This window comes from Candidatus Manganitrophaceae bacterium, assembly GCA_016200325.1.
Lineage (GTDB): Bacteria > Nitrospirota > Nitrospiria > SBBL01 > Manganitrophaceae > Manganitrophus.
Window position 1 is genome coordinate 357,850 of the sequence record JACQEZ010000011.1, and the last position, 22,967, is coordinate 380,816.

Here is a 22,967-nt window from a genome sequence, read left to right on the forward strand (position 1 = left end):
AGGAGGCGCTTATGTATCCGAGTCGTGCAAAGGTGGCCGGCCATCCGGTCCATCCCATGCTGATCGTATTCCCAATCGGTCTTTACATTACTTCATTTATATTCGATCTCATCTACTTGTCAACCGGTGCTTCTTTCTGGTACCGCATGGGATTTTGGACGATTCTCTTTGGATTCGTCGGAAATATTGCCGCAGCGATCCCGGGCTTTCTCGATTATCTGACGCTCCCCCCCAATACGGAAGCCCGTCAAACCGCCACCTATCACATGGGCATCGGCATCGCCCTGGCGATCCTCTATTTCGCCAACCTGCTCTTCCGGAACTGGGGTTTTATCGGAGAGAATCAGACACCCTGGGGCCCGGTGATTTTAAATCTGGTCGGGGTTCTCTTAATCGGCATCCAAGGGTGGCTCGGAGGAGAGTTGGTTTACCGGTATGGGGTAGGGGTCCAGGAAACGCGTCTCGCCAGGGAAGAGCGGCTCCGGAAAACGGCCTGACGGAAACCCGGGCGGCTCCCCGACCGGGAATTTTTTCGATCGCCTCCTTCGTTTCATCCCTCAAAGGGTCAACCCTCCCGCGTATGATTTTGGACGCATCGCGTCTGTTTCCGTCGAAAAGCAAGTTGCTTTTAAACCCCCTTATCTGTATGATTAATAAACATGAATGACCGAGAGAGGGCGACCCTTCGCCAACAACTTCTAAAGAAGCTTCGCGACTCTTTCGTCTACGCCAGCGAACCGACCTTCGTCCTCTCCTCCGGAAGAAAAAGCCACTTTTATATCGACTGCAAGAAGGTGACGCTCGATGCCGAGGGAGCCACCTGGGTCGGGCTGCTGATTCTCGACCGGATCGCCGAGCTGGAAATCGAGATCGATGCGATCGGTGGAATGACGCTCGGCGCCGATCCGATTGCCACCGCCGTCGCCGTCCTCAGTTATGAGAGCGGCACGCCGATCTCCGCCTTTATCATCCGGAAAGAGTCGAAGGGTTTCGGCAAACAGGGCTTCATTGAAGGAAGGGTCGGCCCGGAGACCAAAGTGGTCGTCGTCGACGATGTCTTGACGAGCGGCCGCGCCACCGAGCGGACCATCCGGATCCTTCAAGAGGCCGGTTGCGATGTCGTAAAGGTGATCGCCCTCGTCGACCGGAAAGAGGGAGGGCGGGAGCACCTGGAGAAGATCGGCTTTGAGGTCGATTGCCTCTACACCGTGGAAGACCTACTAAAGGGGTAACCCCTTGGACAGCCCAAGCCTGGAAGAAAAGCGCGCCTGGGCGGAACAGTTCTTCGAGAAAACCGGCGCAAGCTACGATCAGGTGGTCGATCACTCCACCTTCTGGATCGACCGGCTCTGGAAGAAAAAAATCATCTCAAAGATCCCCCCTTCCTCTCAAAAAATATTGGACCTCGCCTGCGGCACCGGCATTCTGACCTTCGCCATCGCCAAAAAATTTCCCAACGCCCAAATCGTCGGCGTCGATCTGACGAAGGGTTATCTCGACATCGCCCGGAAGAAAGCCGAGGCAAATCGGGTTGACCATGTGACCTTCGTTCATCGCCCCGCCGAGGAATTCCTTTCCGACGATCGGTTCGACGCCTGTGTCACGTCGTACCTTCCCAAGTACGCCGACCTTAATATTCTAATTGCGCACCTCTCCCGAATGATCGCTCCCGGCGGCGTGCTCGTCTTTCACGACTTCACCTACCCGACGAATCGCTTCCTCCAATGGACCTTCGAAGCCTACTTCAAACTGCTTCCTCCGATTGGCGGATGGCGGTGGCCGGAGTGGAGAGAGACCTTGTATGAATTGCCGGTTGTCATTCGGAAAACGCGATGGATTGAGGAGCTGACTGAGGCGATGAGACGGGAGGGGTTCGAAGAGATTCGGGTGGAATCGCTGACGATGCAGGGGTCGGCGTTGGTGACAGGACGAAGTCAGGGGATTGGCAACCGGGCATAAGCAGCTCTGAACAAATGCTCGAGGTCCATTACGATGAAATCAACATTTTGGCAAGGGCGGCGTTTCGATCTTTACGACTCTACTTAACCGATCGGATCGACCGTGACTTCGAGCGGTCGGAGTCCTCAGTCATAACGAAATAATTTGGTTTTGGATCGGCCCACATAAAGAATACGATCAATTGATCCCTCATCTATAGCGCGGCCGAATCGTCCACCAAATCCTTCAAATCCTTTTTGATTGACCTCCCTCCAGGACTTCGATAACATTCTCGCGACAAGTTAAAAAGGGGTCTTAAATCCTCCGATGAAATCCCGCTGGCTACTCTTCGTCTCAACCGCACTCGCCTTCATGACGGCGATCCTCCTGCTCGATCGTCCCGGCGTGATCGCACAGGTAAGCCTCGGCCTGGCGACGGCCACCTTCCTCTGGTGCTTCGCCTATAAGGCCGCGCTCGATCCGCGCCAGATCCTCACGACGATCGCGATTGCCACCACGGGCGAGGTGGTCCTTTCAATGGGGTGGGGCCTCTACGTCTACAAAAATGCGCTCATCCCCCTTTATGTCCCGCCGGGCCACGCCGTCTTCTATGCGCTGGCGGTCGTCACCGCCCGCGAGCGAAAGCTCCAGGAATACGCCACCGGAATCACACGCGCCGTTCTCATTTTTGGGACGCTCTATGCCGCCGCCAGCTTCCTCTTCTGGCACGACACCTGGGGCCTGCTCTGGTGGTTGGCAGCCTGCATCCTCATCATCCGATCGGAAAATCAACTCCTTCTCTCCGCCTGTTTCGTCTATACCATTCTGCTGGAGTGGGTCGGCACGGCGATCGGCAACTGGCGGTGGCTGCCGGAGGTGCCGTTTCTTTCCGTCAGCTCGGCGAACCCGCCGGCGGGGGTTACCGTTCTCTATGTCTTGCTCGACCTATTAACGGTGACTTTCTGCGCGATCCTTTGGCGGGAGGGTCAATCTACGGGGGCAGGCGCCGCGCCGGTTCCAAGCCTGAAGGGAGCGGAAGAAGAGGCCGAGCCAGGCTTACCGATTTGAATTTAGAATGTGCGTCCATCCTTCAAAATAATCGAGCCCGATCTGAAAAATCCCGAGACGCAGCAGTGGGAGCGCGCGGTCGAAATCTTCAACCTGCTGCTCTGATCAGGCCGTTACCGTCTCCGCGGAGGGGATGATGAATGTCACGAAGATCTGGCGATATCCGGTGAAGACGATGGCCGGGGAGGCGCTGCAGCGGGCGCGGGTCGGACCGCTCGGCATCGAGGGCGACCGGGTCGTTCATGTCGAGGACGCCGGCGGAGAGACCATCACCTCCCGTTCACATCCACGGTTTCTCGGCCTGAAGGGGACGCTCGGTCCCGATGGAGAGCCGCGGGTCGACGGACGGCCTTGGCGCAGTCCGGAGGTTGCCGTCAAAGTGGTCGACATCGGCGGGCCGGGCGCCCGGCTGGTCGGGTATGACGGCGCCGAGCGTTTTGATGTCTTGCCGCTCCTGGTGGCGACCGACGGCGCCATCGCTGCTTTCGGGCACGATCATCGCCGCTTGCGTCCGAACATCGTGATCGGCGGGGTCGAGGGATTATCCGAGCGCGACTGGCCGGGCGGGTGTCTGCGGATCGGCCGGGTGCTGATCGGCGTCCAAGATTTGCGCCTCCGCTGCATCATGACCTCATTCGATCCCGACACGCTGGCACAGACAAAAGAGATCACCCGCGACATCTATCGGCGCTTTGAGGGAAAGCTCGCCCTCAATTGCTTCGTAATCGAAAGCGGAGAGATCGCCGTCGGCGACGCAGTGGAGCTGCTGCGGGGCCGCGCGTGCACCGAGTCTGCCGCGGCGGCGTTCACCGACTAGATTCTCGCACAATACCATCTGAGCATCGTGTTCTTATCGGCGTGCAGGACGGCCTCAAGGGCGTGGGGTTTCGCCCCCACCCCACCGTGGGGGCCGACTGCCCGGCCCCCTCCGGCCTCCCCGTGCAGCGGGTGGGGCTTCCCCAGCTCCCCCCCACGGTCACAACTTGCACCGCGCACGAAAGGACATCGTGGATGGTGCTTCGACAGGTGACCTGATTCGGTCGATAGAACGTCTGATATAAAACGCAGCGACATCGCCGGCGGGGCGTTCCTTCTCTATTACGTCACCCCACCCACCGCCACGCCGCCAACCCCGCCGCAATCAGCATCACCCCCAAACTAATGCATTTGAGGATTGCCTCATAGCGGTCTTGGTGAAGGAACGGATCGGCCCGGCCGCTCCGCTTCAGCTCTTTGTAGGGACGCGACGCGTTGATCTCGACCAGGCTCAAGAGGCCCATCGCGGCGGCTAAAATGAGTGCGGGGAAGGAGACCCGATTGGTCTGGATGACATAACCGGCGAGCACCGGCAGGCTTCCCCATGAAAAGGCGAACCAGGCGTCGGTGTGAAAACGGCCGTCCAAAAGCTCCAGATTGTAGGCGAAGAGGAAGAACCCTTCAAGGAGGGCGATCACCGCCAGCTGCGGCGTCTTAAAAAAGATGTAATAGAAGCCGAGGGTGTAAGCGGGAGTCAGCGCGCCGATCGCGACGATCCAGAGCTGCCGCTTCGTAAAACGTCTTCCCCACGGCTTGATTCCCTTTCCCCCAAGGGCGTCGAGGGCGTGGGCCGCGACCCCGAGTCCTAGGAAGTAGATCACGACAATCGCCCCGACCCGCTCCCAGAAGATCCGCTCGGCAAGCATCGATCCGATGACCGCGAAAGCCAATACCATTCCGGTATAGGGAAGAAAGAGCAGGCCGACCCAGAGCCGAAAGGAGACGGGGCCGAATTGGGGAACAAACCACTCCGATCGGCGATCGGGAACCGGTTCCATCTAAGCGGCCTCCTCGTACGCGGGCGCTAAGGGGTGCGGACCGACGTCCGGTCCAAGCGTTGCGGCGGCGGCTTCGGACCCGGCGGCCCTTCGGCGCCGAACTGCAAGATCAGGCCCCCTTTGCCGACCGCCCACCCCCGGGTCGGCGAGACGAAGGAGACGCTGTTCAGCCGCTGCGTGACGCCGCTGTCGACCTCTTCCCAACTTCGCCCGCCGTCTTTGGAGTGGAAAATCATTCCGAGGTCGCCGACGATCCACCCTTCGCGCCCCTGAACGGCAATGTCCCAAAGCGACATCGACGTGCCGACCTTCATCGGTGTCCAGGCCTTCCCTCCGTCCTCCGTCATCAGGAGGGTTCCTTCGCCCCCGACGATCCACCCCCGGTTCGCCCCGATGAAGAGGACCCGTGCGAGCGCCGCCGTCGTCGGGAGCCGAAAAGGGGCCCAGCGCGCGCCGCCGTCGTCGGTCTGGAGAAGCGTTCCTTTGTCTCCGACGACCCAGCCGCGTTTTTCGTCGACGAAGGCAGCGTCGGTGAGGCTGACGGTCGTGTCGCTGAACTGAAGCTGCCAGCGCTTTCCGCCGTCGTCGGTGTGAAAGATCAGGCCGCTGTCCCCGACGATCCAGCCGACTTTCGAATTGAGAAAGAAAAGCCCTTCCAGCGCCGCTTCCGTCAAAAGCGGCTGGCGCACCCACCGCTTTCCCCCGTCGGTCGTGTGAAGGAGGAGCCCCTGGGCGCCGACCGCCCAGCCTTCTTTCGGCGAAACCGAAAAAACCGACAAGACCCACTCGTCGGTCCCACTCTCCTGCGGCGTCCAGCTGCGGCCGCCGTCGCCACTGTGGAGAATCGTCCCGGTCTCCCCGGCGATCCAGCCATGTTGATTATCACTGAAGTGGACCCGGAAGTAGCGATCGGTAAAGCCGTTGATCTGCGTCTCCCACCGCCGGCCGCCGTCGCCGGTGTGGACGATGACCCCGCCCCAGCCGACCAGCCAGCCGTGTTGGGGATCGGCGAACGACATCCCTTCAAAGGTCTTGTTGACCCCGGCATCGACCTTCTCCCAGGTCGCCCCGCCATTTTCGGTCTTGAGCACCGTTCCCGATCCGCCGGCGATCCAGCCGATCTGGGGGGAGAGAAACTGAACATTGAGAAGGAGATGCTCGGTATGGCTCTGCTGCGGCTCCCAGCGGCGCCCGCCGTCGATCGTCCGGAGGATGATCCCCTCGCGGCCGACCACCCAGCCGCGGAGCGGATCAATGAAAAAGACTCCCTCTAAAGGATTCGCCGTCCCGCTTTTCTGCGGCGTCCAGTTTTTCCCGCCGTCTTGCGTCTGAAGGATGATCCCTCCCCAGCCGACCGCCCATCCCCGTTGTGGATCGATGAAAAAGACCTCTAAAATCGGTCCGGCGCTCGGTCCGGAGACACCGCTCTTCTGCTCCTCCCAGTGCTTCCCTCCGTCCGCAGTATGGAGAATCGTTCCGCTGTTTCCAACGACCCAGCCGTTCATCACATCGATAAAACGGACGTTCCAGAGCCAAACGCCGTTCGCCGGCCGCTGCACTTCCCAGTGCTTTCCTCCGTCGGCGGTGTGGATGACCTTCCCGGTCCAGCTGACCGCCCAGCCCTGGAGCCGCTCGGGAAAATGGACGGAGAAGAAGCGCTCCCCTCTTTCCTTATATTGAGCCCGCCAGTGCGCCCCGCCATCAACCGTGTGGAGAATGGCGCCGTCGCCGCCTGAAGCCCAGCCTTCATTGGCGGAGACGAAGCAGGCCGACCAGAGGCCGTTTGAGTTGACCTCTCCCTGCTGGACCGACCATCCCTCGGCCGCCGACCCCACCGGCCGGAGGAAAAAGAGAAGCCCGAAGAAGGAAATCAGACTCAGCCGTCGCAAGAGGAGAAGTGGGGCCCAGATGGTTGACCTTTTTGATTTCATTGTGCTATCTAAAGGGTAGTCGGGTCTATGCAAACCAAGAGTTCCAACAGAGGGTTTTTACGGCCCGATTATTCCATATTCGAGGAAGAAATGCAAAATCGCTTTCGGTTCGCTCTGATTCTATTCATCCTTTTTATTTCATTTCCACTCTATGCCGAGGAAAGCTCACCCCAATCGATCCGCCAGCTCTCCAATGAGGTTTATCGGCTCTCTCAGGAGATGATTTTTCACGGCAGCGAGGGTCATGCGCATGAAATCGTCTCCCATGGTCAAGAGATGATCCAGCGGACCGAAGCGCTCATTAAAGAGGTGGAATCGAACCCGGCGCCGGAGATCAAGAAGCGAAGGGGAAAGCTGCTGACCGCGCTGAAGGCGACATTGAAGGAGACGAAAGAGGCGGTCCGTCTCGGGGAACAAGAGAAAACCGGACCGGCGGTCGAGGCCGCGCGCAAGGCCTCCTTCCGCGCCAAACAGATCCGCCAACAGATCCAGACCCTTCCCTGAACCAACCCTGCCGTTCTGGTCGCAAGTCGGACAAATTTGTCGATGTTCGTCTCTCTTTTTTTGTGACCACAACCTTCTCAGAATTATAAAACCCTTTATAAATGCATCCCCCGTCGCTTCTCTTCCGTTCGTCGGTCCCGGCACGGTTGTTGCTCTATATCAACTGAAGTGAACGACGATGTCCTGTAAGGCAATGGCGCCTGGAGGTTTCACCCCCAGGCGCCATTTTATTTTGGAGAGGATGTTTGATGAGACGGGAAGGGATTCTCCCCCCCAAATTTGCAGACAAATTTTTTCGGATCGACTTTGAGGCGGCGCCGCTGCCGGTCCTCTGCCTCTATCCGATTCCCCCCTCGCTTCAGCTGGAAGAGGTGGCGCTCGCCCTCTGCGGGCTGGAGCAGCATCCCCGACGGATCGCGTGGCCGATGCTGCAGGAGGTTCCCCGCGTCAAGCTGAAGGTTCCGATGATCTGTCAGATCTTCAATTGGTCGGAGCCGGTCGAGTGGGAGGGAATCCGTCTGGTCGACCTCCTCGATCACTTCAAAATCGACACCCACCCCGACGGCTACTTCGCCTTCCACTCCCGCGACCGGGTCTTCTTCGAGGGGCTCTCACGGGATGAGGCACGGGACCCGCGCGTCCTGCTGGCGTATGGATTGAACGGCGCGCCGTTGCCGGAAGCTCACGGCGGACCGCTTCGTCTGGTGGTTCCGTTTCTACAAGGCTACAAAAGTGTGAAGTGGGTCGAGACGATCCATGCCTTCCGGCACGACCCGGTCGGGATCAAGCGGCTCCTCGGTCAAAGCCCGACCGGGAGGCTGAACGACCAATGGAAAGATCGATACCAGATCGCCCTTCCCGTCGGCAAGGCGGGCGATCCCCCTTTGATTGGAGCTTCTACCGCAGCGACGGTTTCAACCCCTCCCGCCGCTCCGGTCTCCTCGCCGGTGGTCGGGGAGATTCAGCCGAACGATCCGGAGCGGCGGGTTCCACCCAAGACGACCCTCAAAGAGGTGATCGCCTTCGTCCGCCCCACGCGGCACATCGCCACCCGCCAGGCGCTCGAGGCGGCGGGGGTCTTCTCCTACACGACATCGACCGTCCTCGGCCGAAGCCGTCAGCGGGGCCTTCGTTTCGGCTCGACTGAAAAGGAGGGGGCGGTGATTAAGTTTCTGCCCAAGCAATATTTCTCCATTGTGGTCGACGACGTGCGCCTCCCCTCGGTGATCGCCGCATTGATGAAGGCGAACCGGACCGGATCGGGCGCCTACGGAGACGGCAAGATTTTCGTGGTCGACATTGAAGACGCCGTTCGAATCAGCAGCGGCGAACATGGCGGGATGGCGATTTAAATGCGGAGCACCGACTTCAGACGGCGGAGTACAAAAGAAGGAGGGTTTAAACCTTGAAGCTGATTCGCGCGATCATCCGGCCGGAGCGGGAAGAGGCGGTCCTCTCAAATCTGGAAGCGGCGGGGCTGTATGCCATCACGAAGATGCCGGTGACCGGGCGGGGCCGACAACGGGGCATCCAGGTCGGACCGGTCCGCTACGACAGCCTCGCCAAGGTGATGCTTCTCCTGGTCGTGGAGGAAAACGCTTATCCAAAGGCGCTCGCTGCCATTGAAAAGGGAGCCGAGACCGGACATCCGGGAGATGGGAAGATCTTTGCCCAGGAGGTCTCGGAGGTTCACACGATTCGGACCGGCAAGAAATCAACCGGCAAGCAATCAATGGAGGAACCCGTTCAATGAAAGAGATGATGAAGGCGATTCGAAGCGGCCATCCTCCCACACTCTTCTCTGCCTTCTTGCATTTTGACGTCAGCTTCATGGTTTGGGTCCTCATCGGCGCCCTCGGCATCTATATCGCCCGGGACCTCCATCTAACCACGGTGGAGAAGGGATGGATCGTCTCGATCCCCCTCCTCGGCGGCGCCTTCTTTCGAATCATCCTCGGTTTCCTGGTCGACCGGTTCGGCCCCAAGAAAATCGGCATGCTGAGCCTCTCGATCGCGCTCCTTCCCCTGGTGTGGGGATGGAAGGGGGCGACCTCGTTGAATGAGTTGATGGGCGTCGGATTTCTCCTCGGGATTGCCGGGGCCAGTTTCGCCGTCGCCCTCCCCCTGGCCAGCCGCGCCTATCCTCGGGAGTACCAGGGGATCGCGATGGGAATCGCAGGCGCCGGCAACAGCGGGACGATGATCGCCGTTTTAATCGCGCCGCTCCTGGCCGAGTCGCTCGGATGGCATGCCGTCTTCGGCCTGGCGATGCTTCCGGTGGTCGGGACCCTCGCCTGCTTCACCCTCCTCGTCCGGGAGCCGGCGGAGCGCCCGGCCCCGCGCCCGCTGTCGGCTTATCTCGCCTTGCTCAAGCAGGCCGACCTCTGGTGGTTTAACCTCTATTACAGTGTGACATTCGGCGGCTTCGTCGGCCTAGCCAGCTTCTTCGGCCTCTTCTTCCACGACCGGTATGGCCTTTCGCCGGTGGCGGCCGGAGCGATCACCGCCCTTTGTGTCTTCGGCGGCAGCTTCTTTCGGCCGGTCGGCGGTCACCTCGCCGATCGGATCGGAGGGAGAAAGCTCTTGACGGGACTTTATTTAATCATCGGGCTCCTCTTCGCCACCGTTGCTTCCCTTCCACCGGTGGTGATTGCCGTCTCCCTCCTCTTCTGCTGCATGGCCGCCCTAGGGATGGGAAATGGCGCCATCTTCCAACAGGTGCCGCAACGATTCCAGGAGGAGATCGGTTTGGTTTCCGGAATCGTCGGGGCTGCGGGAGGGATCGGCGGTTTTTTTCTTCCGCCGCTTCTCACCAAGATGAAAGCGCTAACCGACTCCTATGCAGGGGGATTTTTGCTCTTCGGGTTGATGGCCCTCTTCTGCTTCGCCACTCTCTTCTTGAGTCGGAAACGGATCGAGGCGCAGCAGCCCAATCCGATCCCCGCTCCGGAAGAGGGAGAGGGACGGATTCGAATGGAGGTGGTCTTTGGCGGATAAACCGACATTCGGTCTCGAAATGGGAGCGGCCGCTTGTCGTCTGGTCGTCATCGGCAATGGGATGGCGGGGATCGCGGCGGTGGAAGCCGTCTTGAAAGCGGGCGTCCCTTTCTCGATCACCCTTTTCGGTGATGAGCCGCAGACCCACTACAACCGGATTCTCCTCTCCGATTTTCTGGCGGGAAAAACCGAGCAGGAGCGCCTCTTCACCCGCCCGAAGCATTGGTATACCGAGCGGGGGATTGAGGCGAAACTCGGAGTCTCGGTCACCGCCATCGATCCGACAGTGAAGGAGGTCACCGACGCGAACGGCGACCGCACCCCCTACGATGCGCTCCTCATCGCCGCCGGCGGTCTCCCCTTCATCCCGCCCATTTCAGGACGGGAAAAGAACGGGGTTTTTGTCTTTCGGACCCTCCAAGACACCGAGCAGATCCTCGCGGCCGCCCGCTCCTGTCGTCGCGCGGTGGTGATCGGCGGCGGACTCCTCGGCCTTGAGGCGGCGCGCGGTTTGCTCAACCATGGCCTGTCGGTGACCCTGCTCCATCTGGCCGACCGCCTGATGGAGCAGCAGCTCGATCCGGCGGGGGCTTCCCTTCTGAAACGCGAGATCGAGGGAATGGGAATCCGCGTCCTGCTGGGATCGACCGCCGAGGCATTTCTAGGAGACGAGCGTGTGGAGGGGGTCCGGTTGACGACCGGAGAGACCCTCCCCACGGAGATGGTCGTCCTCTGTACGGGGATCCGACCGAACCTGGCCTTGGCGCATCAAATCGGCCTCAAAACCAATCGAGGGATCCTGGTAGATGATCGGATGGAGACAAGCCAGCCTGGAATCTTTGCGGTCGGCGACGTCATCGAGCATCGCGGAAAGACATACGGGCTAATCGCCCCGCTGCGGGAGCAGGCCGAGACCCTGGCCGATGTCCTCGCCGGGAAGGACCAGCGGCGCTACACGGGAACCGTCTGTCCGACGATTCTCAAGGTCGCCGGCATTCATCTGACCTCGATCGGCGACTTCCTCGGCAGCGCAGGAATGGAAGAGACCGTCTTCCTCGACACCGAAAAAGGGATTTACAAGAAGTGTGTCTTCCGGCAGAACCGGCTGGTCGGCGCGATTCTTTTGGGCGACAACAAAGACGGGCCACGGCTCTTTAATCTGATCCAAAAGGGAGCAGATGTTTCCGCGATGAAAGGATCGCTCCTCGGAAATGTCTCACTGGAAGGGAGCTCTGTAACAAGCGGCGTCGCTGCGTTGGCCGAGACGGACCTCGTCTGCAATTGCAACAACGTCACGAAGGGAGCGATCCTCTCGGTCATCCGCGAAAAGGGGATCACGACGCGGGACGACATTGCCGCCGCCACACAAGCGACGACTGGCTGCGGAAGCTGCACGCAGATCGTCGACGATCTGCTGGCGGAAGCGGCTCAACAACCGACGCCTGTCGCCGTAAAGAAACCGGCCGGAGAGAAGATGCCGGACAAAAGCGGGCCGTCGGCGCTCAAAACACTCGACCTGGAGAAGATCAAGCAGGAGGGGCTGGGAATCGACTTCGCCCGGCTGCGGGAGGAGGGGAGTCGCGCGCTGACCGCCGAGGATTACTATCGCCTCAAAACCTACGGCATCTGCAGCCAGAAACATCCCGGCTATTTCATGCTCCGGACGCGGATCCCGGGGGGGAGTGTCACCTATCCTCAGGTGATGGCGTTGGCCGATCTGGCGGAGACGCACGGACGGGGATGGGGACACTTGACCGTCCGACAAGACCTGGAGCTGCATTGGGTCCGAGTCGAGGAGTCGCTGGAGATCTTCGAGAAGCTGGAAGCGATCGGGCTGACGACCCGCTCCGCCTGCGGCCACACGCTCCGAAACGTCATGGCCTGCGCCCATGGGGAGATTGCGCCCGACGGACTGTTCGACGTCCGGCCTTGGGCGAAGCGCATCACCGATTATTTTGTAAAGCGATCCGATCTGATTAATCCGAACATGCCGAACCGTCTGAATGTCTATTTCGCCGGGTGCAGCGACTGCGCCCCCGATGCGGCGATTAATGACATCGGGTTCGTCGCGGTGGATCGCCTGACAGACGACGGCCGACGTGCCTTCGGTTTTGAACTCTGGGTCGGGGGGAGCTTGGGGGCACACCCGATGCTGGGCTTTAAGCTGAAGGAGTTCGTCTCCCTTGCGGATGCGCTGCCGGCCTGTCAGGCGATCTTTGCGATTCATATGAAATTCGGAAATCGAAACAAGGCAAAATCGCGTCTGAAATACTTGATCGAGCAATGGGGACAGCCGCGGTTTGCCGACCTGTTTGAGAAGGTCTTCCTGGAGAAGAGAAACCTTCCTGAGAACAGAGAAGCCCTTCTCCCCGCGCCGACCGACCGGGAACCTCGTCCAGCGCTCCTGCGCCGGCTCGGAAATGCCGTGCTGCCGTCGACACGCGCCCTGCTTTCCCCCGGCGCCATCCCGCAGCGGCAGCACGGCTATGCGCGGCTGACGATCGCCGTCCCCTTGGGAGAGATCCGGGCGGCGCAGCTCCGCGCCGTCGGAAAAATTTCAAAGTGGTATGGCAATGGGCAGATCCACTTCACAAAGGAGCAGGAGGTCGCGCTGCACTGGATCCCGATGCGGGTTCTCAATCGCGTCGTCCGGGCGCTTGGACGGGTCGGGCTCTCGTTGAAGGGGGGAGGAAGCCGGCTGCTCGCCTGTCCCGGCACCGAGTTCTGCACCCTGGCCGTCACCAACGCCCAAGGATCGGCGCGCGATCTCCTCAAACACTTTCAGCCGGAAGCGTCGGAGAAAGATGCGCTCTGGCGATCGATCTCCGTCCACCTCTCCGGTTGTCCCAACAGCTGCGTGAAGCACCAGGTCGCCGACATCGGGCTCGCCGGGACGATGACGCCGGTGGGGGATCTGCGGCGCTTTTCTTACCAACTCTTTTTGGGCGGCAAGGTGGAGGGAGGGGTTCGGCTGGGGGTAATGGTTCGGAAAGGGATCACCGAGGAAGCGGTTGTTCCGACGGTCGATGCTCTCCTCGACCTCATCCTTGAGAACCGTCTTTCCGGTGAAACGTTCCAAGAAACGGTCGTCCGGTTGGGAACCGATACGGTCGCCGCCCTTCTTGAGAAAAAGATCGCCCCGCTTACGCCGGCGGCGCCGGAGGCGCTGAAGATGATTCCCGATCTCATTCAGGTTTAACGGGAGGGGGCCAGATGAAACTGATTCAAGCGCTGATCCGACCGGAAAAGGAAGGGGAGGTGATCGCCGGGCTCGAGAAGTCGGGCATTTATCCTTTTACTCGGCAGATGGTCTTTGGAAGGGGACGGCAGCGGGGGATTCAGGTCGGGCCGGTCCGTTATGAAGAACTGTCGAAAGTCTGGCTGATGATCGCCGTCGAGGAAGAGGAGATCGATCGGGCGGTTGAAACGATCAAGATCGCGGCCCGGACCGGGAACCCCGGCGACGGGAAGATCTTCATCTCTTCGCTCTCCGAGTCCCGGGCGATATGGATACAGGAGAAATCTGAAATCTGATATCAATCGGAGATCGGCCCAGAGATCGGTGTAAAAGCGTGTTTGCTACTTCGGCCCCTGCGGAACGAATTTTAGGACCTCTCCTGCATAATCGACCAGGTAGAGCTCCCGCGCCGCATCTTCGCCGAACGAGCTGATCCGCCGCTTGGTATCGAGGAGAAGCTGCTGCTCGATCACCTTCTTCCCGTCATACCGAAGCATCCAGACCCGGCCGCTCCCGAAATCGCCATAAAGATAGGCGCCGGCCAAGAAAGGGATCGCGCTTCCCCGATAGACATAACCTCCGATGACCGTAATCCCGTCGGAGCGGGGATAATCGAGAATCGGCGGCTCAAACCGGCTCTTGTCGCAGACCGGGTTGACCCCCGGCGTGCAGATCGTTCCCTCCATCACGTTCCAGCCGTAATTCCCCCCCTTGTGGACAACATCGATCTCTTCTCGGTCGTCTTGACCGACATCACCGACATAAAGCAGGCCGGTCGTCGGATCGAAAGAGAATCGCCATGGGTTTCGAAGCCCATAGGCCCAGACCTCCGGGGCGGCGCTCGATTGGCTGACGAAAGGATTGTCCGGGGGGATGCCGTACCCTTTTCCCACCGTTTGCGAATCGACATCGATTCGGAGCATCTTCCCAAGCAGGGCTCCGAGGTTCTGGCCGTTCCCCCGCGGATCATTCGCCGCGCCGCCGTCTCCCATCCCAATGTAGAGTTTGCCGTCGGAGCCGAAGACGATATTCCCCCCATTGTGATTTGCAAACGGCTGCGGGATCGTCAGAAGAATCCGCTCACGCTTCGGGTCGGCCTCCGTCAAAGGATCGCCGGCCTTGAACTCGGAGATCACGGTGTGAAGCCCCCCTTCGGGAGAGGTGTAATTGACGAAGAGGCGCCGGTTCTCCGAAAACTTCGGATGAAACGCAAGCCCGAGCAGCCCCTTCTCCCCCCCGGCCGTCACACGGTCCCGGATGTCGAGAAAAGGTCTCTCCAGAATCGCCCCCTTCTCCCATACCCGAATTGTCCCCCCCTGCTCGACAATGAAAAGCCGCCCGCTCCCGTCGACCGCCGGAAACAACCCAAGCGGCTGACTCAGCCCCTTCGCAATCGATTCTAACCGAACCGCGGGCGCGGCCGAACCCCCTTTGGGCGCCGAGGTCGCTTCATGGTCACAGGAGAAGAGCAGGGCCGCGAGCAAGCATGATGTGGATAGCAGACGATGCAGACGATATCGCATAAAGAAAACCCTCCGATCGATAAACCAAGCCTATGAAAAGAGTGAGCGCCTAGGCAGCCTCTGTATGGGACCTGGTGATTTGATGTTACTCAAACTTTTTATCGGTCTCTCGGATCGCTACCGAAGGCCAGAAAAAAGCCGGACGAAGTCGGACTCCGTCCGGGACATCACCCGCTCAATTTCTTCCGCCAGCTCTTTCCTTCCCCGCTCCCAATCCCGCTCGCCATACCCCATCCGCCGCGCCAGAAAGGTAAATTCTTCCGAATCAAGATCGGGGAGCAGAAGGTCCTTCGCGTTCCCCCGAACCATCCGAAGGGCATCAATCAGCGCCCGAAGAAAGAGATAGGCCTCACGCAGATCGGTCCAGATCTCCTTTGATAAAATCCTCAATCGGTACAGTGCGTCGAGCGCCTCCGACGTCCGGGGGGTCCGAAGCGCCGGCTTCCGATCACCGTTCAGGATCTGCAGATACTGGACCGCATACTCAATATCCAGAAGCCCCCCCGCGCTGTATTTCACATTGACCCGTCCCGCCGGAACCAGCTCGCGCCGCTGCCGCTCTCTCAACGCCAGCGCGCCCGCCAGATCCCACGGCGCGCCGCTGTAGACAAACCGGTCGCGATGGGCCTCCACCGCCCGCCCCAGCCGCTCCTCCCCCGCGATCCACCGGAGCTTAATCAGCGCCTGGCGCTCGAAAGGGGCCGCCTCGCCGCCGGCGGCATAATAGGCGGTCAGCTGCGCCAGCGGGTTGGCCAAGACCCCCGCCGTTCCATGCGGCCGCAGCCGGGTGTCGATGTGGAAGATCCCTTCCTCTTTCGCTTCGACGAAGTGGACGATCTCCTGTCCGAGTTTATCGAAGTAGCTCCGGTTTTCAATCGGCTCCGCTCCGTCGGTCTGACCCGGCCCGGCGTAGACGAAGAGGAGCTCGATGTCCGAGGCATACCCGAGCTCCGCCCCTCCCAATTTTCCGAGCCCGCAGATCGCGAAGGCGCAGCGCGATCGATCTTCCAGTCGCGGGACACCGAATGGTCGACCGAGATGCGCCTGGCAGAGGCGGTAGGCCTCGTCAAGGATCATCTCGGCCAGGTCGGTCAGCGCCTGCGAGAAATCGGCCCGGCTTCGGGGGGGATCGAGCAGGTGCCGCATGTCGATTCGGAAGAGCTCTCGATCTTTGTAGGCATTCACCGCTTCCTTCTGTGCCTCCCAGGTCGTCGCCTTCCGAAGCGCCCGGCGAAGCTCACGGCGGATCGTCTCCTTTCCGATCTGAAGCGGCTTCTTTTTATAATTTTCAAGGAGCGGCAGAAGGTGCTCCAGTTGGATCCGGAGAAAATCGTCCCAGAGAAAGTCGGAGGTCCCGAAGAGCCGCGCCAAAAGATGGAGGGTCTCCCGCTTTTTTAAAAAAGCGACCAGCGAACGGGAGTGCCCCTTCTCCAAGATCTTATCGAGGAGCTGATCGAAGTGGGCCATCGCCTTCGCCGGATCGGGGGAGCGGACAAGAAAATAGGTAAATTGTTTGATCAATACGGCCGAGATCCGGAGCGCCTTCTTCTCCCGCGCATCGACCACCTTCTTTCCGCGGCGGTCGGAGATAAAGAGGCGGTCTTCCACCTCCGCGCCGGCGTTCTGGATTCGGACTTTATGGATATAAATGCCGCGAAGCGAAAGGGCATTCGAAAAGGCGTAAAGAAAGCCGGGGGTGTCCTTGCCGTTGATGTCCAGAATCGTCCAGCGGGCGGAGCGTCGGTTGTCGAACCGGACGCGAAGCGGCTGCAGCAGCCCCCCGGGCGGCCGCATCGCCTGAGAGAGGGAGGCGACCAGGCGTTGGTTCACTTGGTCGCGCGCTTCGGTATCTTCCCCTTGGTCGAGCAACCGGAGAAGCGCGAGGAGGGTTTCGGAGAAGCGCTGCTGCGCCTCCGCGTCGAAGCGCGTTCCAGCCGTCAGCGAGACCTCAAAGACATCGACGATTTTCCGCCGGGCGTGCCGGCGCGCGCCGGCGCGTGATTCGTCTGAAAAAGTATGGACATTCCCCGCCTGGATATTGAGGCCGAAGGAGGCGATCAGACCACAAAGGATCGAGAACTCCGAAAAGTAATCGAATGCGACGACGGTGAACTCGAACGTGTCGGTCTGCTTAGAGATGATTTTAACAGCCCCCGGGACGGCGGGGGTGAGGCTGGCGGCCATCCGAATGTGGTCGGCAATTTCGGCAGGGGAATAGAGGGTAAAATAGTCTGGGTCCATCCGAGAGAGGAACGCCTGCAGTTCCTCCCCCTCCGGACAGAGGGACCTCAATGCCGCCTCGACCTCTTGCAAGCCCACTGCAGAACGCGCCTTTCATCTATTCGTAATGAGTCCTGGGTGTCATTATACAGAATGAGCGCCCACTCCTCAAACGCAGTCTCGGAAAAGATTGCGGATCGGTCGAAGGGGAGGTATAATTCCGGTCGATTAAGCCCCTTTTTCCGTGAGGAGCAGTGTCGACGAACAATCCAAAAGGAGCGCCGGCCGCACCGCTCAGCGGCAAATCCCTCCTGCTCGCCCCTCAGTTGAGTGTCGAGCAGGTCACCGCATTGCTGGCGCCGTATGGTTTCGAGGAGATCAAGAAGGCCGACATGAACCTTCAGCTCATCGCGGATGAGCCGCGGGCGCGCGCCCTTCTGGCCGATATCCTCGATGAACTGCTGCAAACCCTCGCGCAGACCCCCGAGCCGGACCGGGCGCTGAATGACCTCGAGCGATTGATGCGGGCCGCCTTCAGCAAAACGCAGCTCCTCTCCTATTTTCGCGACGATCCGGCGACCCTCATCCGGACGGCGAAGGTGTTCGGGGCGAGCCCCTTTCTCTCCGACATCCTGATTCGTAATCCGGAATATCTCTACTGGGTTTTCGATCCGGCGATCCTTTGCAAAAAGCGGGACGCCGCACGGACGCGCGAGCTCTCCCAATCTTTAAAGGCGTTGAAGACGCAGCAGGCGCGGCTGGATCTCCTTCGGATCTTCAAGCGCAAGGAGATCCTCCGCATCGCCGTCCGCGACCTGCTGAAGGAGGCGTCGGTCGAGGAGACCTTGGAAGACCTCTCCCATCTGGCGACCCTCTTGATTCAAAACGCCTATGCCGTCTGCGATCGGGCGTTGCGCCAGCGATACGGTCCCCCCATTCGTCGAGAGCGCTCGGGGAAAGGCCGCCGGATCGGCTTTGTGGTGATCGGCATGGGGAAGCTCGGCGGCGGGGAGCTCAACTTCAGCTCGGACGTCGACCTCCTCTATCTCTATGCGACCCGCGCCGGCAAAACGCGGGGAAGAGCGAAAGACCCGGCAAGCCGTATCTCGAATGCTGATTACTTCAGGCGGCTTGCACAGGAGATCACCGCCGCCCTCAATACGGTGAGCGGGGAAGGCTCGGTCTACCGGGTCGATTTAAGGCTCCGCCCCGAAGGGGAGAAGGGACCGATCGCCCAATCGCTTCAAGGCTACCGCCGTTACTATGCCACCCGGGGGGAGACTTGGGAGCGGCTCTCGTTGGTGAAGGCCTGGCCGGCCGGAGGCGACCGGCGGCTGGGTCTACACTTTCTGAAAAGTACCTTTCCCTTTGTCTTCGGCCAGCCGTTCGGCTCCCGTGGATTCCGCGAAGTCTTGGCGCTCAAAGGCCGGATCGACGAGAAGATAGCGGCTGCGCAGGAGACGGAGCGTCATGTGAAGCTCGGAAAAGGAGGGATCCGGGAGATCGAATTTATTGTGCAATCGCTTCAGGTCGGCTTTGGAGCAAAACGGGTTGCGATCCGCGAGCGCAATACGATCAAAGCGCTTGGGAAACTCTATCGATCGAAACTGCTCACCGAAGCGGAATATACGACGCTGCGGGAGGCCTATCTCTTTTTAAGAGATCTGGAAAACAAGCTTCAGATGGTAAACGATGCCCAGACGCATCTGCTGCCGGCCGCCCCCAAGGAGCTCCGCGCCTGTGCCCTCCGGCTCGGCTATGCCGACGAACGGGATCAAACGGCGGCCGACCATCTTCTCGCCGATTATGCGCGCCATACAAAACAGGTTCATCAGTTTTTTCTCCATCTTCTTCACTCCCCTCCAACCCCGATGGCGTCAAAGGGACGACGCGTAAAAGGGACGCGGTGAGCCGGATTGTCCCCGCCGCGCCGATCGGCGCGGCTCGGCCATCGTCAACATTCGATGATGTAAAGGTGATTAAAATGCGCTCGGCTCCAGATGAAAAGAGGGGTTCAATCATGAGAGAAGACGACGATCCGACGCGCGACCGGACCCTTCATTGGACACGGTCGGCGCTCGTCCTTTTAATCTTCCTCCTTTTCTTCTTCCCCTCCCGGTCTCACGCCGCCGGTAAATTCATCCCCTTCGAAAAAATCTACACGCGGGAAGAGGGAGAGCCGGCCTTTGTCGAGAACACCTTTTCCGTCAACGACCCGCGGGCGCCCTATACCCTCCAGATCTCCAACGAAGCGTCGGACCCACCGGCCGAGCGGGCCAGCGGATGGGAAATCCAAGTAAACGGCGTCTCCATTATGAAACCGACCCGGCTCGACCCCAAGGCCCCTTTTTTTGAGAAAGCGGTGACACTCCAGAGCAAGAACACCGTGAAGGTCAAATTAAAAGGGAAGCGCGGCGGGAAGCTGACGGTCCACATCGTCGGCGCCGATTCGGTCCCGCCCCAATTGTCGATCCTCTCTCCGGCCGACGGCCTCCTAACGCGGGAGACGAAACCTGCTATTCGCATTCGGTATAGCGACGCGACGGCCGGCATCCGGCGAGAGAGCTTCCGGGCCCTTTTGAATGGTAAAGAGATCACATCGTCCTTCCGGGTCGGTGAAGAGGAGGCCACTTATCTTATCGATTCACCGGCCGACTCACGCGCCGATTCGCTCGCAGACGGCTCTTACACTCTATTGGTCTCCATCGCCGATGCGGCGGAAAACCGAGCCGAAGCGCGGGTTGCCTTCCAGGTCGACGCGACCCCGCCCGAAAGCCGCCTTGCGCCGACCACCCTGCCGAATGCGTCGGGATGGTCGCGGGAGACCCGTCTGGAGGTGACCGATCGGGCAGGCGGGTCCGGTGTCGCCGAGGTCCACTATCAGCTCGGAGAAGATCCGGAGGTTCTTCTCCGCCTTGACGCGCATCCTTCGACATCCGAGCCGCGCTCGGTTCCCCTCCCTCTTTCCGGCGACGGAAAACGGACCCTCCGGTATTATGCCGTCGATCGCGCCGGAAATCGGGAAGCGCAGCAACAACAGATTTTCCAAATCGACCATACCCCTCCGCGGATCAAGGCCATCGTCTCGCCCCCGCCGAACGAATTCGGATGGCATCGGACCAACGTCACCGTCTCTTTCGAAGGGGCCGACGACCTCTCCGGGCTTGCCTCGGTCACCCCGCCGATCCTTCTCACCGGAGAAGGGGAAAACCAGCTCGCTCAGGGGATCGCCGTCGATCGGGCGGGAAACGAAGGCCGGGTTGCCGTCTCCGTCTGGATTGATAAGAGTCCGCCGAGCCTTTCTCTCGACTCGGTGCATGAGGGGGCGGTCTTGTCGACCAAGGTTCTTCCCCTCTCCTTTCTATTTGCCGACACCCTCTCTCAGGTTCGGCCCGACCGGCTCAAAATCCTCCTGAACCGGGTCGATCTCTCCCCGGTCTTCACCCTCGTCTCGGGACAGGCGACAAAGACCATTACCCTCGGCGACCGAAAATATACACTCACCGCCTCGATTGAAGACCGCGCCGGAAACAAGACGGAGTTGACCCGTCACTTCACCATCGATACCACGCCGCCGGAGCTGACCCTCACCTCTCCCGGCGGCAGCCCGCTCGTCAAGGACCAAGCGGTCCGGCTGGCCGGGCGTGCAACCGACGCCACCACGTCGATCCGATCGATCCGGATTAACGGAATGGAGTTTCCCCATGCCAACGGCGAGTTCAGCGTCATCTTTCCACTCGCCAATGAAGGGTCGAACAAGATCAAAGTCGAGGCGATCGATGAGGCCGGAAATATCGCCTCAAAAGAGATCCTGGTGACCCGCGCCACCCGCGGCCCTCAAATCAGCAACGTCACCCCGGCGCCGGGCGTCTTCACGAAAGCCTCCACCGTGACCGTCTCGGGGAAGGTGGAGCAGGTCGCCGCCGCCATCGCCGCCGTCACGCTCAACGGAAGTCCGGTCTCTCTCACCCCCGGTCCAAGCGGGGAGCGCTTCTCGGTCGAGGTGCCGCTGACGCGGGAGGGGAAAACACGGATCGAGATTGTCGCGACCGACACGGTCGGCCATCAGACCGCCTATCCTCCTTTCGACGTGGTGCGCGACACGGCCCCTCCGGCCATCGAGATCCGTCAGCCCTCTCCCAACGCCAGCGTGGCAACCTCCCCGGTGACGGTCACCGGCCAGATTCAAGATGCGGCGCCGATCACCTCGCTCTTCATTAACGGAAATCCGGTGGCGGTACAAGAGAATCATTTCTCAGCGGAGATTCCACTCGAGGTCGGGGAGAACACCTTGTCGCTCTCGGCCACCGATCCGGCCGGGAATAGCGCGACACTACAACGGCGCATCTTTCTCGACAATGCCCCGCCGCAGTTTGTCCTGACCTCGCCTGCCGACGACCGACCGGTTGGATCGGCTTTGATCCGTCTCGCCGGCCGCGTGGTCGATCCGATCTCCGGAACCGCGGCGGTGCGGATCAACGGAAAGCCGATTGCGTTGACGGCGGCCGGTGAATTCGCCGAGAGTTTTCCATTAACGGTGGAGGGGGAGAATCGATTCGAATTGGTGGCGGTCGATCCGGCGGGCAACACCGCTCGGATGAACCGGGTCGTCGTCCGCGACACCCGCCTCCCCGAGCTTCAGATCGTCCAACCGACAGCGGGAGCCTACACAAACGAGCCGACCCTCTCCGTGATGGGAACCGCCGCCGACCCGGGGGGGGCACTCGCCTCGGTTGCGATTAATGAAATCCCCGTTTCGCTGATCGATAAGGAGCGCACCGAGCGGTCTCAGTTTAAAACCGTCTTGATGTTGAACGAGGGGGAGAATTTTCTCCGATTCACCGCCACCGACACCGCCGGTAACAGCCGACTCTCGACGGTCCGCGTCGTTCTCGACACCCGTTCCCCGGTGATCACCATCGAACGGCCTTTGAGCGGGAGCTTCTTGTCGGCTTCACCGATCATCCTTTCCGGAAGTGTGACCGATCGAAGTCCGATCGCCAGCTTTACCCTGAACGGCGCCGCTGTGCCGATCGAAAACGGGTCGTTCCGCTACCCGGTGGTCCTGGTCCCGGGGGCGAACCTGCTCACCCTCACCGCCACCGATGCGGCCGGCAACACGGGGACCCTTCGTTGGCAGGCGCGGCTCGATGACCTTCCCCCGCAGATCGTCCTGACCACCCCGGCCGACCGGACCATCACCCGCGAACGAAAGATTCAAATCGCGGGGAAGATTACTGATGAGGGAACCCTCGCCGAGGCCGCGCTGAACGGCCGGCCCCTTTCTCTGAATGGAAGCGCCTTCGTGACCGACCTTCCGCTGGTTGAAGGGGAGAATCGGATCGTCCTCTCTGCAAAAGATCTCGCCGGAAACAGGGCCGAACAGGCGCTGACCGTCGTGCGCGATACGACCCCCCCGGAAATCACCGTCACCTTTCCGGCGGAGCAGGCGACCTTGCATCTCCACTCGATCACCGTGCGTGGAACGATCGACGATCCGACCGCAAAGGTGACGGTCAACGGAATTGCGGCCGAGGTGAGCGGCAATGCATTCATCGCGAACGAGATCCCGCTTCCGGCCCGACGCAACGAGATCATCGTCCTCGCCGTCGACGCCGCCGGGAATGAGCGCCGGATCAAGCGAACGGTCCTGATCGAAGAAGAGCGCACCCCCACCCGACCTTCGACGGTGCCGTCCGATCGCACGCCGCCGCCCTAAAGCAGCGAAACACCG

17 protein-coding genes are annotated in these 22,967 nt (G+C 60.6%); 13 read left to right on the forward strand and 4 right to left on the reverse strand.

What is annotated here, in order from left to right:
* Window positions 1–11 precede the first annotated feature (11 nt).
* The 5 genes from HY282_09585 to HY282_09605 all read left to right on the forward strand — a co-directional run bounded on the left by HY282_09585 (window position 12) and on the right by HY282_09605 (window position 3,823).
* Window positions 12–497: a DUF2231 domain-containing protein gene (locus HY282_09585; protein ID MBI3803997.1), complete on the forward strand. Its 486-nt coding sequence runs from the start codon at window positions 12–14 to the stop codon at window positions 495–497.
* A gap of 162 nt (window positions 498–659) precedes the next feature.
* A complete protein-coding gene (gene pyrE / locus HY282_09590; GenBank protein MBI3803998.1) occupies window positions 660–1,232 on the forward strand; it encodes an orotate phosphoribosyltransferase in 573 nt (190 codons plus the stop codon).
* A gap of 4 nt (window positions 1,233–1,236) precedes the next feature.
* Window positions 1,237–1,959: a class I SAM-dependent methyltransferase gene (locus HY282_09595; protein ID MBI3803999.1), complete on the forward strand. Its 723-nt coding sequence runs from the start codon at window positions 1,237–1,239 to the stop codon at window positions 1,957–1,959.
* Between the two features lie 306 nt (window positions 1,960–2,265).
* The gene (locus HY282_09600; protein ID MBI3804000.1) at window positions 2,266–3,006 is read left to right on the forward strand and encodes a hypothetical protein; all 741 of its coding nucleotides are present in this window, start codon (window positions 2,266–2,268) and stop codon (window positions 3,004–3,006) included.
* Window positions 3,007–3,139: 133 nt separating this feature from the next.
* Window positions 3,140–3,823, forward strand: coding sequence for an MOSC N-terminal beta barrel domain-containing protein (locus HY282_09605; GenBank protein ID MBI3804001.1), 684 nt, complete (start codon window positions 3,140–3,142; stop codon window positions 3,821–3,823).
* Window positions 3,824–4,109: 286 nt separating this feature from the next.
* Here HY282_09605 and HY282_09610 read toward each other — a convergent pair whose 3' ends face one another.
* Both HY282_09610 and HY282_09615 read right to left on the reverse strand, forming a co-directional pair.
* Complete coding sequence (locus HY282_09610) at window positions 4,110–4,820, reverse strand: UbiA prenyltransferase family protein (protein ID MBI3804002.1); 711 nt, start codon at window positions 4,818–4,820, stop codon at window positions 4,110–4,112.
* Between the two features lie 26 nt (window positions 4,821–4,846).
* Complete coding sequence (locus HY282_09615; protein ID MBI3804003.1) at window positions 4,847–6,751, reverse strand: hypothetical protein; 1,905 nt, start codon at window positions 6,749–6,751, stop codon at window positions 4,847–4,849.
* A 90-nt stretch (window positions 6,752–6,841) separates the two neighbouring features.
* On the opposite strand from HY282_09615, the gene HY282_09620 reads away from it, so the two are divergent.
* The 6 genes from HY282_09620 to HY282_09645 all read left to right on the forward strand — a co-directional run bounded on the left by HY282_09620 (window position 6,842) and on the right by HY282_09645 (window position 13,786).
* A complete protein-coding gene (locus HY282_09620) occupies window positions 6,842–7,255 on the forward strand; it encodes a hypothetical protein (protein ID MBI3804004.1) in 414 nt (137 codons plus the stop codon).
* Window positions 7,256–7,503: 248 nt separating this feature from the next.
* Window positions 7,504–8,607 carry a molybdopterin-dependent oxidoreductase gene (locus HY282_09625; protein ID MBI3804005.1) on the forward strand — a complete coding sequence of 368 codons (1,104 nt, stop codon included), beginning with the start codon at window positions 7,504–7,506 and terminating at the stop codon, window positions 8,605–8,607.
* 53 nt (window positions 8,608–8,660) lie between these two features.
* Window positions 8,661–9,008: a P-II family nitrogen regulator gene (locus HY282_09630; protein ID MBI3804006.1), complete on the forward strand. Its 348-nt coding sequence runs from the start codon at window positions 8,661–8,663 to the stop codon at window positions 9,006–9,008.
* The gene (locus HY282_09635; protein ID MBI3804007.1) at window positions 9,005–10,252 is read left to right on the forward strand and encodes a NarK/NasA family nitrate transporter; all 1,248 of its coding nucleotides are present in this window, start codon (window positions 9,005–9,007) and stop codon (window positions 10,250–10,252) included. Before HY282_09630 ends, HY282_09635 begins: the two co-directional genes overlap by 4 nt.
* The gene (locus tag HY282_09640; GenBank protein MBI3804008.1) at window positions 10,242–13,451 is read left to right on the forward strand and encodes an FAD-dependent oxidoreductase; all 3,210 of its coding nucleotides are present in this window, start codon (window positions 10,242–10,244) and stop codon (window positions 13,449–13,451) included. The genes HY282_09635 and HY282_09640 overlap by 11 nt, the downstream gene beginning before the upstream one ends.
* Window positions 13,452–13,465: 14 nt before the next feature.
* On the forward strand, window positions 13,466–13,786 hold the full coding sequence (locus HY282_09645) for a P-II family nitrogen regulator (protein ID MBI3804009.1): 321 nt from the start codon (window positions 13,466–13,468) through the stop codon (window positions 13,784–13,786).
* 45 nt (window positions 13,787–13,831) lie between these two features.
* Here HY282_09645 and HY282_09650 read toward each other — a convergent pair whose 3' ends face one another.
* Together HY282_09650 and HY282_09655 are read right to left on the reverse strand one after the other, a co-directional pair.
* Window positions 13,832–15,013 carry a PQQ-dependent sugar dehydrogenase gene (locus HY282_09650; protein MBI3804010.1) on the reverse strand — a complete coding sequence of 394 codons (1,182 nt, stop codon included), beginning with the start codon at window positions 15,011–15,013 and terminating at the stop codon, window positions 13,832–13,834.
* 117 nt (window positions 15,014–15,130) lie between these two features.
* A complete protein-coding gene (locus tag HY282_09655) occupies window positions 15,131–17,332 on the reverse strand; it encodes a hypothetical protein (GenBank protein ID MBI3804011.1) in 2,202 nt (733 codons plus the stop codon).
* A 155-nt stretch (window positions 17,333–17,487) separates the two neighbouring features.
* Here HY282_09655 and HY282_09660 point away from each other — a divergent pair, with 155 nt between their 5' ends.
* Window positions 17,488–19,143, forward strand: a complete 1,656-nt coding sequence (locus HY282_09660) for a hypothetical protein (protein ID MBI3804012.1) — start codon at window positions 17,488–17,490, stop codon at window positions 19,141–19,143.
* A gap of 110 nt (window positions 19,144–19,253) precedes the next feature.
* Entirely contained in the window at window positions 19,254–22,952 is a 3,699-nt protein-coding gene (locus HY282_09665; GenBank protein MBI3804013.1) for an Ig-like domain repeat protein, read from the forward strand.
* The last annotated feature ends 15 nt before the right edge of the window (window positions 22,953–22,967 follow it).

Coding starts and splice junctions, on each gene's coding strand:
- HY282_09610 (MBI3804002.1), bottom strand. CDS start 4,820: ATGGAACCGGTTCCCGATCGCCGATCGGAGTGGTTTGTTCCCCAATTC.
- HY282_09620 (MBI3804004.1), top strand. CDS start 6,842: ATGCAAAATCGCTTTCGGTTCGCTCTGATTCTATTCATCCTTTTTATT.
- HY282_09600 (MBI3804000.1), top strand. CDS start 2,266: ATGAAATCCCGCTGGCTACTCTTCGTCTCAACCGCACTCGCCTTCATG.
- HY282_09585 (MBI3803997.1), top strand. CDS start 12: ATGTATCCGAGTCGTGCAAAGGTGGCCGGCCATCCGGTCCATCCCATG.
- HY282_09650 (MBI3804010.1), bottom strand. CDS start 15,013: ATGCGATATCGTCTGCATCGTCTGCTATCCACATCATGCTTGCTCGCG.
- HY282_09605 (MBI3804001.1), top strand. CDS start 3,140: ATGATGAATGTCACGAAGATCTGGCGATATCCGGTGAAGACGATGGCC.
- HY282_09615 (MBI3804003.1), bottom strand. CDS start 6,751: ATGAAATCAAAAAGGTCAACCATCTGGGCCCCACTTCTCCTCTTGCGA.
- HY282_09625 (MBI3804005.1), top strand. CDS start 7,504: ATGAGACGGGAAGGGATTCTCCCCCCCAAATTTGCAGACAAATTTTTT.
- pyrE (MBI3803998.1), top strand. CDS start 660: ATGAATGACCGAGAGAGGGCGACCCTTCGCCAACAACTTCTAAAGAAG.
- HY282_09635 (MBI3804007.1), top strand. CDS start 9,005: ATGAAAGAGATGATGAAGGCGATTCGAAGCGGCCATCCTCCCACACTC.
- HY282_09665 (MBI3804013.1), top strand. CDS start 19,254: ATGAGAGAAGACGACGATCCGACGCGCGACCGGACCCTTCATTGGACA.
- HY282_09645 (MBI3804009.1), top strand. CDS start 13,466: ATGAAACTGATTCAAGCGCTGATCCGACCGGAAAAGGAAGGGGAGGTG.